Annotated in this window: 10 protein-coding genes; 5 read left to right on the forward strand and 5 right to left on the reverse strand. The window is 69.5% G+C overall.

Features of this window, described 5'->3' with window-relative positions:
• Nucleotides 1-55: 55 nt before the first annotated feature.
• The 4 genes from F4553_RS09745 to F4553_RS09760 are packed head-to-tail and all read left to right on the forward strand — an operon-like array spanning nucleotide 56 to nucleotide 2574.
• Entirely contained in the window at nucleotides 56-346 is a 291-nt protein-coding gene (locus tag F4553_RS09745; RefSeq protein ID WP_184834669.1) for a WXG100 family type VII secretion target, read from the forward strand.
• Nucleotides 347-351: 5 nt separating this feature from the next.
• A complete protein-coding gene (locus F4553_RS09750) occupies nucleotides 352-678 on the forward strand; it encodes a hypothetical protein (protein ID WP_184834671.1) in 327 nt (108 codons plus the stop codon).
• Nucleotides 679-697: 19 nt separating this feature from the next.
• Complete coding sequence (locus F4553_RS09755; RefSeq protein WP_184834673.1) at nucleotides 698-1987, forward strand: hypothetical protein; 1290 nt, start codon at nucleotides 698-700, stop codon at nucleotides 1985-1987.
• Nucleotides 1984-2574 (forward strand): hypothetical protein, encoded by a 591-nt coding sequence (locus F4553_RS09760; RefSeq protein ID WP_184834675.1) that lies wholly within the window; start codon nucleotides 1984-1986, stop codon nucleotides 2572-2574. The genes F4553_RS09755 and F4553_RS09760 overlap by 4 nt, the downstream gene beginning before the upstream one ends.
• A gap of 50 nt (nucleotides 2575-2624) precedes the next feature.
• Here F4553_RS09760 and F4553_RS09765 read toward each other — a convergent pair whose 3' ends face one another.
• Complete coding sequence (locus F4553_RS09765) at nucleotides 2625-6695, reverse strand: type VII secretion EssC family protein (protein ID WP_184834677.1); 4071 nt, start codon at nucleotides 6693-6695, stop codon at nucleotides 2625-2627.
• A 238-nt stretch (nucleotides 6696-6933) separates the two neighbouring features.
• On the opposite strand from F4553_RS09765, the gene F4553_RS09770 reads away from it, so the two are divergent.
• Nucleotides 6934-8319 (forward strand): serine/threonine-protein kinase, encoded by a 1386-nt coding sequence (locus F4553_RS09770; protein WP_184834679.1) that lies wholly within the window; start codon nucleotides 6934-6936, stop codon nucleotides 8317-8319.
• 7 nt (nucleotides 8320-8326) lie between these two features.
• Here the strand turns inward: F4553_RS09770 and F4553_RS09775 are convergent, their stop codons facing one another.
• From F4553_RS09775 to F4553_RS09790, 4 genes are read right to left on the reverse strand one after another with little or no spacing between them, the layout of a single operon-like run.
• Entirely contained in the window at nucleotides 8327-10444 is a 2118-nt protein-coding gene (locus tag F4553_RS09775) for a transglutaminase TgpA family protein (RefSeq protein ID WP_184834681.1), read from the reverse strand.
• Nucleotides 10441-11517, reverse strand: a complete 1077-nt coding sequence (locus F4553_RS09780) for a DUF58 domain-containing protein (protein WP_184834683.1) — start codon at nucleotides 11515-11517, stop codon at nucleotides 10441-10443. The genes F4553_RS09775 and F4553_RS09780 overlap by 4 nt, the downstream gene beginning before the upstream one ends.
• Nucleotides 11518-11561: 44 nt before the next feature.
• Nucleotides 11562-12524, reverse strand: a complete 963-nt coding sequence (locus F4553_RS09785) for an AAA family ATPase (protein WP_184834687.1) — start codon at nucleotides 12522-12524, stop codon at nucleotides 11562-11564.
• Between the two features lie 29 nt (nucleotides 12525-12553).
• Complete coding sequence (locus tag F4553_RS09790; protein WP_184834689.1) at nucleotides 12554-15142, reverse strand: fibronectin type III domain-containing protein; 2589 nt, start codon at nucleotides 15140-15142, stop codon at nucleotides 12554-12556.
• Nucleotides 15143-15278 lie beyond the last annotated feature (136 nt).

Below are 15278 nucleotides of genomic sequence, written 5' to 3' on the forward strand. Positions count from 1 at the left end.
GAACGGGTCCGCGGCAGCGAAAGCACGCCACCGCAACACATTCAAGGAGCAGACAATGTCCATGATCGACGTTGAATCAGCCGAACTGCGCCAGCAGTCCGATGCCGTCAACCGAGGCGCGGCCACTGTCGACGAGACGGTGCAGCAGCTCACAGGGCAGGTTCGCGACCTCTCTGGACGCTGGCGCGGGTCCGCGGCGGAAAGTTTCCAGAGCCTCTGGGACGAGTGGCAGCGCAGCGCCACCCAACTGCACGAGGCGATGACCGGCATCGGCGACTTCCTCCGCCAGGCCGCCGACACCTACGAGAACGCCGAGGACTCTATCAAGTCCTCCTCGGGACGCTGAGTCCTATGACGAACGGCGAGACGGTCGACTTCACGGTCGACCTCGTCGCCCTCGTCGACCTGCATCGCAGCCTGGTCGCGATCCAGCGCGACCTGGAGGCGTCCAGCGGAGTTACGGCCGCCGCCGACAGGGAGTCGATGGGCGGTCATGACGTCGCCGACGCCGTCCGGGACTTCATCGATGGCTGGCGTGACGGCAGGCAGCAGGTCAGCGAGAACCTCAACGCCTGTGTCGGCATCCTCGCTCAGGCGATCGAGGTCTATCGGCAGGCCGAGGAGGCCTTGCACAACGCCGCGGCTGGCAGCAGCACGCCCGCGTCGACTCACCCCTGATCTCATGAGGAGTACCCCAGTGGTCGACTGGAGTGCGCTAGGCGAAAACCCCGTGCCCGGCGAGGTCTGGACCGTCCGCGACGTATCACGGCAGATCCGCCGAGTCGGGTCGGACGCGATAGAAGCCCTGCACCACCTGGAGCTGATCCAGACGAAGTGTGGGGAGGGGATCTGGACCGGAGACGCCGCCGACACCTTCCGGAAACAGCTCACCGAGGTCATCCCCGACCTGCGAAAGGTCGCCGACTCGCACGACCGAGCCGGGTGGGCGCTGAGCACCTATGCCGACAGCCTCGATCACGCGCAGGCCACCGCCCGTGACGCGGCGATGCGAGCCGTCGAGGCCCGCGACGGCATCCGGCGCTGCGAGACCACAACGGAGCAGGCCCGCCAGCACCTCTCCGGGTGCCAGACCGCTGCGGGGCTCATCGCCAGCCAACTCCGCAGCGCACGGCTGGATTCGCTCACGAGCCTGCTCGACCCGGCCCAGCACGCCATCGCCGAGCAGCACGTCCGAGATCTGGAGATCCGCCGTCACCGCGCCGATGACAGAGTCTCGACGGCACGGACCGAAGTCGCCACGCAGGAGAGGCACGTCGGCGAGGCACACGCGCTGCTGGACGCGGCTCGGCGGCTGGGCGGGCAGGCCGCCGCGCTCCGCGCCGATGCCGGCAGCGTCGCGGTCCGCGAACTGCGTACCGCGAGCAACGAAGGCATCCACAATAAGGGCATCCTGGAACGCACCTTCAACGCCGCCGTTGACCTCGCCACCTCCATCATCGACTCCCCCGCTTTTGCGGAGTTCATAGATCGACTCGCGGACGTGGGCACGATTCTGACCGCGGTGGGTGTCGTGCTGTGCTTCATTCCGGGCCTTCAGGTCGTCGGCGGCGGGCTGCTCGCGCTCGGCAAGGCGGTTAACGTCATAGTCCTGGTCGGCACCCTCCTCCTCGCCGCGCGCGGTAAGGCATCGATATGGAAGGTTGGCGAGGCAGCCTTTGGCGTGGTTGGGTTTGGCCGCGGCCTGAAGATCATGAAAGGCGCCAACGCCGCTACCGGCAGCATGATCAAGCGCGCCCTGTACTTCAAGGACGCCCGGCGCGCGACCGGGTTCATCCGCAGCTTCCGCGCGACCACACGGCCTGCCGACGGCGGCCTCATCGGCAAGATGTTGAAGCTGAATCCGCAGCAGGCATTCCAGGTAATGACCGTGAAGCAGGTCATCAGTGACCTCAACAGCGTCCGGAAAGGCGCCGGTGTCGTCATCGAGAAAGGGCTCGACTACTCGGGCCAGAGGGGGCAGAAGTGACCATCATCGCACCATCGTCGGTCGGGCTTCGCCTGCCGGAAGGCTGGTTGGAGCTCGACCCCCGCGCCGACGACCTCATGGTCGAGCTGCGCCGGGCCGTCCGCACGGTCTGGGACACCGAACTCGATGACAAACGTCTCGTCGGACTGCTGACCCCGCTCGCGGTGGAGGTCCGCCGGTTGGCCGCCACCGAGGAGATCGTCCTGGTGGGGGTCTACGCGGACGTCATCCCCGTAGAGGGCGGCGACCCACTCATGATCACCGCGCATGCGGTCCTCGCGATCTCGCCGCCGCTGGGTGATGCTCGAGTCGCCTGCCTGGAACTGCTGGGCAACCCCACCGCCGAGGCGACGATCGCTCCAGTCACTCTGCCCGCCGGCGACGGCGTCCGTGATCAGGGCACCACGATGATCTCGCATCCCGACTGGGATGAAGCAGTTCCGGCATACCATCAGCGGTTTTGCGTGCCTGTGCCCGGCGTCGAGCGGCTCGCCGTGCTCACCTTCCTCACCCCCAACCTCGCGCTGCGCGACGCGTTCACCGAGGTGTTCGACGCGATCGCCGAGACTCTCACCTTCTACGGCTGATCGGGACACGCGAAAGGGGCCCGCCGGTCGGCGGGCCCCTTTCGCTCGGTTTAGCCAACCATCGGGATCTGCACCACCTGGGTATGGCCATCGAGGTCGAGGTGAGCACGGCCGGGCGGACCGGTGATGCTCGTCGGATTGTCGGCGTTGACGCTGCGCATGCCGAGCCGGTCGGCGGACCCGAGCATCACCCGCGCCGTCGTGGAGCCACGAAGCGCCAGCAGCGCCCTCGGCACCATCGCGGCGAAGCTCTCATAGCGAGCGGTCGCGATCACCGTCCGGGAACCGGAGCCAGAACCGAGCAGGGCGAGCACGGTCGGGTCCTCGGCGACCGCTTCCAGATCATCGATCACCACCACCACCGCTTCGACGAGGGTCGCGTCCGGTCGGTCGTGGACGGTGACCCCGGACCGGGCGGCGAGGTCGTGGATCGGGCGCCGCCGCGCTGCGATGAGCTGGACCGGAACACCCTGCTCGGCCAGCGCGATCGCGTAGGCGACGGCAGCGGTGCTGCGGCCGGATCGCTGCGGGCCGACGACGAGCACCCGCTGCGATCGATCCAGCGGCAGCCAGTGGACGCCGAGCCGGTCGCCGCCCACGCCTAGCGGGATTCGCGCCGACGCACCGAGGGGCGGCGCCAGCAGCGGGTCCTTCAGCAGGATCGTCTCCGGCAGCGCGTCCAGCCGCATCGGCGCGAGGCCGGCCGCGACGGGCTGACGGCCAGCGAGTTCGTTGGCGAGCACGGTGAGCGCGCCGTTCTGGGTCGGCCCGTCTGCCGGGGTGGCGAGCAGCGGCACCTGGACCTCGGTGCTGTCAGCGCCCCAGATTCCCCGGCCAGGCGGCAGCCCGGTGGGCTTGAGCTTCAGTCCGAGATAACTCGCGACGTCGGCGGGATTGTTGCTGTTCAGGGTGAGGGTGTGCTTGATCTTGCTGAGGACGTTGGTACGAAGATGGCCAGGGTCACCGGCGACGATCATCGTGACACCCGCAGACCCGCCGTTGCCGAGCATGTCCACCAGCCGCTGCCGATTGTCCTCGCTCGTCTCGGCGACGCTCTCCCAGCCATCGACGAGCACCACGATGTGCGGTGGCGCGTCGGCGGGACGGGTGTCCCAGAGCTCGTTAACGCTCCCGGCGGCGTGGGTGGCGAGCATCCGCCGACGCCGGATGACCTCGTCGTGGAGCCGGTCGATCAGCCGGGTCACCCGCTCCGGGTCACCGACCGGGCAGCTCACGCCGCAGTTCGGCAGCTCGGCGAGCCTGCCCAGCGCACCCGTCCCGTCGAGCACATGCAGGTGCACCTCGGCCGGGGTGTAGCGGCTGGCGACGTCCACCGCGATCGCCCGCAGGGTCGACGTACGCCCGCTCTGTGCGCTGCCGACCACCGCCAGTGAGCCGCCGCCCAGCGCGATAGCGAGCGTCGCGCGGGACTGCTGCTCCGGGAGGTCCTGCAGTCCGACAACGAGGTGGAATCGACTCGTACCGGCCGACGCCGGGGGCAGTTGAGCCCGGGTCAGCAGGGTCGGCAGCGCCGGCTCCAGTACCGGGAAGGGTGCGCGCAGTCCGTCGAGAGCCGAGGCTTCGGCAACCACCCGGACGAGCTCCATCAGATCGGTCCGAGCGCCGTGAACCGCTGCGGCCGGCTCCGGCATCGCCCGGTCGTACCAGTGCAGCGGCACCGCTCGCCGGACGGTCGCGGATCTCCCGGTCGGCGTGGTGATCTGCGCGGTCTGGATCAGCCGGGGCGCCTTCTCACCCTTCTGGACATAGGCACGACCGGGGCGGTCCATCGGGATGTGTGCCGCGTCCGGTCGGTTGATCACATCCATGCTGTTCTGCTCGTCCACCATGCGCAGGCTGATCGCGAGGCTGGCGTTGGACCGGATCTGCGGGCTGATCACGCCGGACGGCCGCTGAGTGGCGAGTACCAAGTGCACGCCCACCGAGGCTCCGGTCCGTGAGACGCTGACCAGCTCCTCCAGCAGGTCGGGCAGGTTCTGCTTCAGCTCGGCGAACTCGTCGATGATGATCACGAGGCGGGGGAATGGCGGCAGGTCCGGATCGGCGACCCGCAGCCGCAGATATGAGCCGACGTTCTCGGCCCCGACGCTATTCAGCTGGACCTGCCGGCGCTTCAGCTCCGCCCGCAGCGACGAGATCGCCCGGTTGGCGAGTGCCGGATCGAGGTTGGTCACGGTCGACACGACGTGCGGCAGATCCTGGAAGTCCTTGAAGGTCGGTCCGCCCTTGTAGTCGACGAAGAGGAAGTTCAGCGCCTCCGGACTGTTGTGCCTGGCCAGCGCGCCGACCAGGGTCTGCACCAGCTCGCTCTTCCCCGACCTGGTGGTCCCCGCGATGATCGCGTGCGGACCGTCGTTGACCAGGTCGATCGCGAACTCTCCGTCGGTGCCTCGGCCCAGCACCACCTCGGAGTTGAAGGGGACCAGGCGCCATGCGGCCCGGAGCCCGTCAGTCGTCGGCTGACCGGCCAGGTCGGTGTAGCGGACCCGATCGGGAATCCTCCCGACCGCCTCGGCACCGACGACGGCGAGCGGAGCCAGCGCCCGGGCCACCCGCTCCGCGTCGACCTGGCTGAGCTGGTCGGGCTGCACCCGCTGCTGACCGCCACGGGCCTTGACGATCGCGCTCTCCGCAGTCCGGACGAAGAGTGCCTGGCACTCCGAGGGCAGGTCACGCTCGTCACCGGCGAGGCAGAGAAAGGTCACCCCGGCACCGGGTCCGCGCTGGATCAGCTCGGCGACGGCGCCGCGTTGCCATAGCGCCTCACCGGCCAGAACCACTACCAACCGGGGGGTACGCCGAGGCTGCGCCGCGTCCAGCCGCTCAGTGACGAGATCGCGGATGTGTTTGAGGACCGCATCCACCTCGTCCTCGGTCCACGCGGCCATGACCTGGTCGGCATCGTCGTGCAGGTGCGGCAGCCAGCGCAGCCAGCCGAACTCCGCCTCTTTCGCACCCGGCGCGATCAGGACCATCCGCAGATCGACGGGCGTGTGCAAGGCGGCGAGCTGCACCAGTGCCCACCTGATGCTCTCCTGCGCCAGCGACGCCGGGCCGGCGATCCCGACGACGCCGCAGAGTTCCAGCGAGACGTGGATCGGCGCTCTGGGCAGGATCGGCACGGACCATCCGGGCGGCCGTTTGCCGGTGATGGTCAACCCGGCGTTCTGGTCGGCGGCTCCCAGCCGCAGGCTCAGCCAGTCAGGATCGTCCGGGCGCCTCTGCCACAGCTCTACGCGTGGCGTGGTCGCAATGCTCACCACCGAGGCGGGGTCCGGCCAGAGGGCGCGATGGTAGGCGTCGGCCTCGTCGACCGCCTGGTCGCACAGGTGGCTTGCCTCGGACACAGCAGCCTGGTAGTCCGCCTCCCGCACAGCCGCCCGCCTGGCCTGCTGCTTGCGCTCGTTGTAGTAGCTCGCGACGGCCGAGATCGGGCCCAGCGCGGCACCGAAGAGGAAGTAGAGATGTCCGGTGAAGATCGCGAAAGCGCTGGAGGCGACCACCGGCAGCACCAGCATCAGCCAGGGAAAGGGGTGCTTCTCGTCGGTCGATGGCAGCTGCGGAAGGGAGATCGTCGGCGGCTTCGGCGGCTCCACGAGGCGCGGCCGACGGTTGACCCGGAACCGCCCGGTCTGTCCGTCCCGCGTGAGCGACGCGTGTCCGGCACCGATCGCCTCCACCGCGATCCGGGACGCGCCGAGCTGGACGATCTCCCCGCTGCGCAACACTGCCTTCTCGACGATCGACAGGTCCTCGAGCTGCAGCTTGTTCGCCGAGTCCAGATCGGTGAAGACGACGGTGTCCCCCTGGACGGTCACCGAAGCATGCATGCGGCTGACATCCGGGTCGGCGAGGACCAGATCGGCCTCGGTGGAGCGGCCGACCCGTACCGTCCGGTCCGGCCCCACAGCGATCTCGGCACCGGCCGTCGGGCCGGAGACGGCACGCAGCAGGTGGCTCCCCGCCGATGCGACCGGCGGCACGGACGGCCCGCCGAAGAAGAGCACAGCACCGGAGCGGATCCGTGAGGAGCCCAGCGACGCGATCGGATCAATGACCGCACCGTCCACCGTGGGCAGTTCGGCCGACAGCCCTGGCATGGCCTGTCGCACCAGCTCGAGGACCGAGGCCACAGTATCCGTGGGGGAGCAGTCCACCGATACATCGCCGGACTGTCCGGTTCGGACATCACTTGCGGTCAGTCGGATACGCATACGAAACTCCTATCTGGGACTGCATGATCGGATGCCACGGCTGTCCGAACCGGACTGTTGCCGATCGGTGACAATGGGTAGCGTCACGCGAATGATGAGCCGCGCTGTACCGCAGGTCCCGGGCGTGACGGACCTGGTAGAGATCGGCAAAGGTGGCTATGGCCGGGTCTACCGGGGCACCTGGACGGCGACCGGGGAACTCGTGGCGGTGAAGGTGCTCCACGCCTCGCTCGCCGGGCGCGACGCGCACCGCCGGTTCGACCGGGAGAAGAAGCTGCTGCGGTCGCTCAGCGACAAGAGCACGCACATCGTGCGCTTGCGCGACGCAGGCGTCCTCCCCGACGACCACCCATACCTGATCACGGAGTACTGCTCGGGCGGATCGCCGACCCCGGGACTGCTGAGCCGGGAAGAGGTCCTGCGGATCGGCCACTCTGTCGCCACAGCCCTCGTCGCCGTCCACGCCGCAGGGGTGGTCCACCGCGACGTCAAACCGGCCAACATCCTCTGCCGGTCGGACGGGGGGATCGTGCTCGCCGATTTCGGCCTCGCCATCTATCAGGACCCGGACCAGTCCCGCGGCATGGATGCTCTCGTCCCGCAGTACGCGGCCCGCGAAGTGCTCCGCGGCGACGACCCGACCGCAGCCGCCGACATCTACTCCCTCGGCGCGACCATCTACGCGCTGCGCGTAGGCAATCCGCCCTACCAGCAATTCCCCGACGAACCGGACCTGCAGTACCTCGCGCGGGTGCTCAACGCGCCGCCCCCGGACCCGAGCCAGATCCTCGCCTCCCCGGAGGTTCAGCAACTCCTCGGTCGGATGCTCGACCCCGACTCGGCCAACCGGCCGACCGCCGCCGAAGTGGCAGAACATCTCGCGATCTACGCCGAGACGCCCTTCGCCACCCATCAGGACCCGTCGGCGGTTCACCGGGATGTGACCCGGATGCGGATGGAAGGCTCGCCGTTCACCGCGCCGCCCGCGTCCGTCGGCGACACACGGATGCGAGCCAGGAAAGACCCGGTGACCAGAACGGCGGAGATGCGTGCGGAGCCTTCCTCGATCGGGCGGCTGCTCCGGTCGAGGAAAGTGCTCGCCAGCACGGCAGCCGTGCTGGTCACCGGTGGGGCCGTCGCCGTCCTGCTAACTAACAGTCCCGACCCGGCGCCGGTGAGCGCGCCGGGAACACCGGCGGTGACCGGATCGGGCGTGCCGAAGCCGTCGATCACGCCCTCAGCCCCCGTGATCGTCCTGACGAAGCCGAAGGACAACACCACCACTGTCGACCTGACCTGGACCGGGCCCGAGGGTGTCGAGTACGCCGTAGTCGTCTCCGCACCCGCCGCCTCGCCGACCACGACTCTTGCCGGTCGGCAGCACACGATCCGCATCCGGGTCACCCCCGGCGTGGCGTACTGCTTCCTCATCCAGGGGACGAACGGCGCGTCGGTCTGGCAGAGCAGCGCACAGGGAATCCGGAACGCCGTCTGCCAGGGCACCTTCTGATCCCCGATCACGCCCCACCGTCGCTGCGGTAGCGAAGGCTCGCCGTCGACAGGGCCGCCCTCAGCCGTCGCCGGAGACGGACTCCCCGGCTCAACCGGCGCAGTACCGCCCCTGCCGCCTGCCAGGCCTGATCGCCGAGGCCGGGCGGCACCGGCTCGACCGACCAGCAGGCCCGGTCCAGGGCCGCCCGGAGCTTGTCCAACTCGGCGGAGGCCTCAGCATCCAGCAGCCCGTCCGGCCGACGGGAGAGGTCTCGCGGGGTCAGCCCGCGCACCTGCCCCACGCCGTGATCGGTGAAACCGTCGCGAACCTCGTGCCAGGCGCCCACGACCATGGCGCGCGAATCACCGCTCCGCCGACGCCGGGCCCGCAGCCGCTTGCGGATCAGGGTGCTCAGTGGCCAGGCCAGGCCGCCGCCGAGCAGGACCCCGCCCAACGCCACGCCCAGGCAGGAGAAGCAGAACCTCGGCCCGTCCCCTGCCGAGCCCGTCGCCTCGGGGGAGGCCACCGGGGCTGGTGTCTCGACCGGCGGCAAGGCCGCGTCAAGCGACGGCTCGACCTCCGGCTCCGCTGGCTTGGTCGTCGGCTTGGCGCCAGTCTCGGGGGTGGGATCGAAGCCGACCCAGCCGACGCCGGCCACTCGCACCTGCGGCCAGGCCAGCGCGTCGGCGTTGCGGACCACATAGCCGCCGTCGCCCTCGGCCTGAGCCGGAGCACGGAAGCCGACCACGAGCCGGGTGGGCAGGCCCACCGCCCTGGCCAGCACCGCATACGCCGTGGCGAACTGCTCGCTGGTCCCTCGATGCGAGCGGGTCAGGAAGTGCTCTAGCTGCGCATATCCATGACCGGTCGGCAGATCCTTGCCGGTGGCGAGCTGGTTGTGCGTACGCAGGTAGGTCTGCAGGGCTCGGGCCGCCGCGACCCCGCGCAGCGGCCCGACGGCCTCCACGGCGATCTCCTGCAACGCGGGCGGAATACCGGGCGGCGTCAGCGCCTCCGGCCCGGTGATCACGCCGGTGGAGTCGGCGATCGAGGTGGGCGTGATCAACAGATCCCGCCATGCCACCTGATAGGTGGCCCCGCCGACACCGGACTCCGCGACCAGCGTGCCGGTGCTGGCACTGACCATCGGCTGGACTCCGGTCACCTCGACGACCACGCCGGGGGCCGGCAGCCAGGGTCCGTCCAGGCCGGTGATCCGCACCGAGGCGGTACGCCGACCCGCCGCGGCGCCGTCGACCGGCGCGCCGAGCCAGCGCAGCTCGCCGGACGTGCTCCACCGACTGCCGTCGAAGGCATCGAGCACGACCTGCGCCCACCGGTCCGTGGCCGCGTCGGCCCGATAGTCGAAGACCTCCTGATCTGGGCTCGTCAACCGGTCGCCGAGCTGGTCCAGCGGGTTGGCCGCGGTGGCAGGATGCCGGGCTGCCTGGTAGTCATCGCGCAGCGAGTAGGGGTCCGCAGACGCGAAAGCGGTACCGGCGACGACGGTGGCGGCGACGACGGCCGTCATGGTCATCAGCAGCGGGCGGGCGGGCGACCGCTGCGGTGCCACCGGCCCGGCAGGGCTTCGGCGCTCCGCCCGCAGGACCGTTACACCGGCCAGCAGGCAATAGGCGAGCCCTGCTGCGATCGCCGCCAAGCCGAGCGCGGCTACGTAGACCTGGGCGAAGAGCATCACGGCGAGCCCCGGCAACTGCGCGGCGAGCGGCCGGTGGTGGCGTAGGAGTTCGGCCGCGACCAGGCTCGCCAGGAGCAGCACGAGACCGAGGAATAGGATCGCTGCCGGGTCGGGGCGCACCGGCCAGGTGAAATCCAGCACCCGCCGCCAGCCATCGACCAGCGCGTCTCGCAGCGCGGCTGACAGAGCCGATGGTGTGCGCTCGGTGCCGTGGCGCAGTGAGACCAGGGCGAGCAGGCCGCCCGTACCCAGCAGCCCGGCGACGAGAGGCCGCCACGCCGCCAGCGCACGGCGGGCGGAGACCAGCTCATCGGTGATCAGCACCGCACCGAGCACCACCCCGATCGGGAGCACGACAACCGCAATCGTGAAGACCGGGAAGAAGAGCGCACCACCGATCGCCACAGTCAGCAGCGTGGTGACGAGGGTCCATCGTTGTCTCACCGGCCCACCAACGCATTCCATTGAGCCACGGCCGCGTCGGCGGAGGTGGCGGCGACATAGGGAACACCGGGTGCCTCACCGGACGACGCGAGATCGACCACGATAACCAGATCGGCCCGGCGTTTGAGCGTGCTCAGCGTGGCCCGGTCGACGGCGGACTCACCGCCACTGACGAAGACCAGGCACGAGGCGCCGCCGGTCGGCACCGCTACGGCCGGAGCGTCCTGCTGGGCGACGAGACATAGCCGCTGCATGTCCCGGTCCAGGTGGTGCCGAGCACCGGCAGGGCCGCCGGGATCAGGCGCGGTCAGCGCAAGGGTGACCACGCAGTCGGCCCGAACGGCGGCCCGGTGCACGGACGCCGCCACCTCGACCGCCTCCTCGAAGGCGTCCGGTGACAGCGCCAGGGCCCGGTTGTCCAGCAGGATCGTGACGGACGGCCGCCACGGGTCGGTGAACTCGCGCACCATCAGCTGACCCGCCCGTGCAGTGCTCTTCCAGTGCAGGTTCTTCACCTCGTCGCCGAGGACGTACTCGCGCAGCGACCGGAAGTCGGACGAGCCCCGGAACAGCGTCTCCGCAGTGGCAGCCCCATGACCGGAGCCCCGACCACTCGGCACCCGCCGCACCGGGTGCAGCTTAGGCAGCACCCAGAGCTCCTCCACAGTCGCCATCACCGCCGAGCGCCGTGCCAGGCCCAACGGATCCTCCCGCCGGATCGTCAGCGGCCCGATCTCATACCGGCCACGGCGCTGCGTCGGCAGCGGGTAGGTCCGGAAGCGGGTGCCGCCCGGATCCAGTGCTACCAGCGCTACCGGCACGGCCAGCTGACCAGAGACCGCGTCATAGGCCGTGACCGCCGGGGTCCGCGTCCGGCCGGTGTTGCGGAACGTCACCCGGCCCAGCGCGCTCTCACCTCGTTCGACCTGGTCCGGGCCGACCTCCCTGCTCACCTGCCAGCGGGGTTGCCGCCCGACCAGCACCACTGCGGTGACGAGCGCGGCGGCCATACCGCTGCCCACCACGAGCAGCAGAGGGTAGCCGAGCGCCAACCCGACGGCGACGGCCGTCATGCAGGCGCACCCCAGCGCCACTCCACGTCCGGTGAGTCGCACGGTCAGACGAGGCTTCGCGTCGTCGGGGGCACCGGGGTCGCGCGGAGAGCCTCCTCGATAACCGACCGGGCGGTCACTCGGCTGAGTTCGGCGTTTGGGGTGAGAATGAGCCGGTGCTCCAGGACTGCGACCGCGACGTCCTTGACGTCGTCCGGGGTGACGGCGTCTCGCCCGTCGGTAGCCGCGAACGCTCGGGCGGCGCGCATCAGGCCGACGCTGCCACGCGGGCTCGCCCCCAGCGAGATGTGCTGATGGTCGCGAGTAGACCGGCAGAGCTCGACCGCGTATTCGCAGATCGCCGGGGCAACGTGCACCCGCCGCACCATCGCGATGACGGCGCGGAGCTGCTCGAGGTCGAGGACTGGGGCCAACTGCTCCGGGCCGTTGCCGGCCGCCTCGTCGAGCAGCACCTGTACCTCGGCACGCGCGTCCGGGTAGCCCATCGCTACCCGCATGAGGAACCTGTCCAGTTGCGCCTCGGGCAGCCGGTAGGTGCCGTCCATCTCCACCGGGTTCTGGGTCGCCAGCACCATGAACGGGCGCGGCACCGGCCGGGTCTCCCGGTCTACGGTGACCGTACGCTCCTCCATCACCTCAAGCAGCGCGGCCTGGGTCTTCGGCGTACCCCGGTTGATCTCGTCAGCGAGCACGATGTTGGCGAAGATCGGACCCTCGTGGAAGGGAAAGGTCTGAGTCGCCTGATTGTAGACAGCCACGCCGGTGACGTCGCTGGGCAGCAGGTCGGGGGTGAACTGGATCCGCCCCCACGCGCCGGAGATGCTCTTCGCTATGCAGCGCGCCAGCCGAGTCTTGCCCAGGCCGGGCACGTCCTCGATGAGCAAGTGCCCCTCGGCGAACAGACACGCGACGGCGGTCCGGATCACCTCCGGCTTACCGTGGATGACGCGGCTGACGTTGCCGGCGATGCGCTGGTAGGCCTCGCCCGGATTGATGGAACCGTTCATCATGAAGCCTTTCCTTCGAGAAACTGTCGCTACCAGCGATAGTGGTTGGACTCGTAGGGCCCGACGGTGACCCACACGTCGCTGCCGGTGTAGCCGAAGATGCAGAAGTCGGAACCGTTGACGATGTCGAAGTTGCCGTTGCCGTCCGTGGTCCGCTGAACCGTCCAGTACGGGCCGGAGTCTCCTGCCTTGCCGGAGACGCAGGTCACGTCGAAGCGGGTGTTAGCGGGCAGGTTGCGGGCGTTGACGTTGACGTTGGCGCAGGCAGCACCTGCGCAGCCCGTGACGTTGTGTCGCGCACCCCTGGAGACGGACACGCTCGGCGGCGGGGGCGGCGGGTTGTTGGTGCGGAAGCTCTGGAATCCGCTGATCGACCCGTACCCGTAGGCGTTGCCGACCTGGACCTGCACCTGGTAGTCGGTGGCGTATTCGAGGCCGCCGATGGTGATGTCCTGGGTGCCGCAGCCGCCACGCCAGCGCTCCGCGCCGTTCATGATGACCTGGCAGGTCACGGGTCCGCTGTTGTGGTCGTTGACAGTGACGTGCATGGTGCCCTGGCGGTCGCCGTTGGCCCTGGCCGAGTCCAGAACCACCGACGGCGGGATGCCCGGTGCCGCGTTGGCAGACGCATCGGCGCCGTTGACCTGGCCTCCGCCGGCGCGGCCACGGGTGACAGCGTGGACGGTGAAGGTGTGGCTCTGCCCGTTGGTGAGTCCGGCATAGCGAGCCGTGGTGCCGCTGATCGTCTGATCCGGCAGGCCGGAACCGCTGACCAGGTAGTGCACCAGGTCGCCGCCGCGCAGGTCCGGCTCGCCCCAAATTAGGTCGACCGTGGCGTCCGTGCCGGTGGCGCGCAGCCCGGGAGGTGCCGCCGCCGGGCCGTAGGGTGCTACTCCATTGCTCTGCCCTGACGATCGGCTGCTCAGACCGAGCTCGTTCGTCGCGACCACCGAGAAGGTGTACGTGATGCCGAGCGTCAATCCATCCCCGGTGCCCATCGTGGCCGTGGTCCCGCCGGTCGTGTTGAACGACGCCGAACCGCCGTCCGAGCCCCCTGCGGTCACCGTGTAGCCAATGATTGTGTGCCCCTCGCCGTTGGCGGCCGGCCAGTTCGCGGTGACGGTGCCGTCGCCATTGGCCGTCGCCGTCACCCGGGCGGGCGGTGAGGGCACCTCGGAGCTCGGTGTTACCGGTACCGAGGTCGCCGCCTGGCCGCGCCCGGCGCGGTTCACCGCCACGATCTGGAAGGTGTACGCCGTCCCGTTGGCCAACCCGTCGACGGTCTCCGTTCGACGGTTGCCACGGACAGACGCAGATCCGCCAGGCCAGGTGATCTGGTACTCGGTGATCGCGGCTCCGTTGGCGAGGGCCGACTGCCAGGACAGGACGACAGAGGCGTTACCGGGCCGGGCGGTGAGAGCGCGAGGCGCGCCAGGAGGGTTGGCGGGCTTCAGGTTCGGTGCCGGACTAGGCTTGAGGCTCGGTGATGGTGACGCCGACGCGGAGGGAGTCGAGCCGGCCATGTCACCGCTGGCGTTCACCGAGGTGACCTTGCCATCGGTGTCCACCACGAGGGTGTGCTCACCTCGGGAGTCGTCCACATATACCCGGCCGTCACCGCCACGGGTGAGCCGCGCGCTATCCGCAGGGGCAGGGACCTTCACGGTGCTCTTCGATTCGCCGTTGCCTTGGAAAGTGAGAAGCTGCGATCGGGTCTTGTCGAGCAGGGCGACCGAACCGTCGGTGGCGACCGGTGGGGCGTACTGGCCGGCTTTGAGGGCGACCTCGACGGGCGAGGCGGGCGACTGGCTTGTGCCGCGCTCGACCCAGCTCGTGTCGGCGAGGATCAGTCTGCTGCCCGCCGAGTCCAGCACGGCGAGCCGACCGGCACCGTCGGTGGCGGCGACCTGCCCCCCGCCGCTTAGCGGTCGCATCACGGTGACCGGCTTGCCAATACCCTGCTCACCGATGACGGTGAGAGTGCCCTGCGTCGGGTCGATGAAGCCTGCCTGGCGGCCGACCGAGACCAGGCTTCCTCTACTGGTGCCGCGATTCTTCTCGTCACATCGGAAGCTGCGGGCTGCGCGATCGAGCGAACAGAGCACGTCGGAGTCGGCGCGCTGCACCCAGATCACCCCGTCCCGGGTGGCGACGGCGCTGCGGACCGGGCTGCCGATCTGGATCGTCGTCGGCGGCACACCGAGTTGCACGAGCGTACCGAGCTGCTTATAGACGAGGAACGGGCCAGCCGGTGCCTCCAGCCCGAGCGGCTGCTCGCCCGTCGGCACCTGGACGGTCGTGGAGACGCGCAGATCGGACTTACCGAAAACGATGGCCTGGCCGTTGTCGACCATGTAGCCGTTGGCGTCACCCTGGACGATGAGGCCACCCTGCTCCACTCCGGAGATCCGGATCCGCGCATCGGCCTTCTTGGAGCCGCCGTGAATGTGGAAGATAGCCTTGTCGACCTCGTTGTAGACCCAATGTCCGGCCTGGCTGAAGTCGAGCCGCTCGGTGGGCGAGCCGTTGGCGAACAGCAGCGGCACCGCGACGAGTGCAGCGAGGCAGAGCGCCCATAGAGTTCTCGGGTTGCGTAGCTTCCTGAACAGTGTGCGCATCGCGTCCTCCGGGCGGGCCCGAAATCGGGCGATGGAAGGAATGTGGTGGCGGCCCAGGCGAATACCGGGACAGGCCGAGCACGACCGTAATCACCGAGCGAGCATTGCCGCTACCCCCGGCGACTGGACGGTTACG

Source organism: Allocatelliglobosispora scoriae, assembly GCF_014204945.1.
Taxonomy (GTDB): Bacteria; Actinomycetota; Actinomycetes; order Mycobacteriales; family Micromonosporaceae; genus Allocatelliglobosispora; species Allocatelliglobosispora scoriae.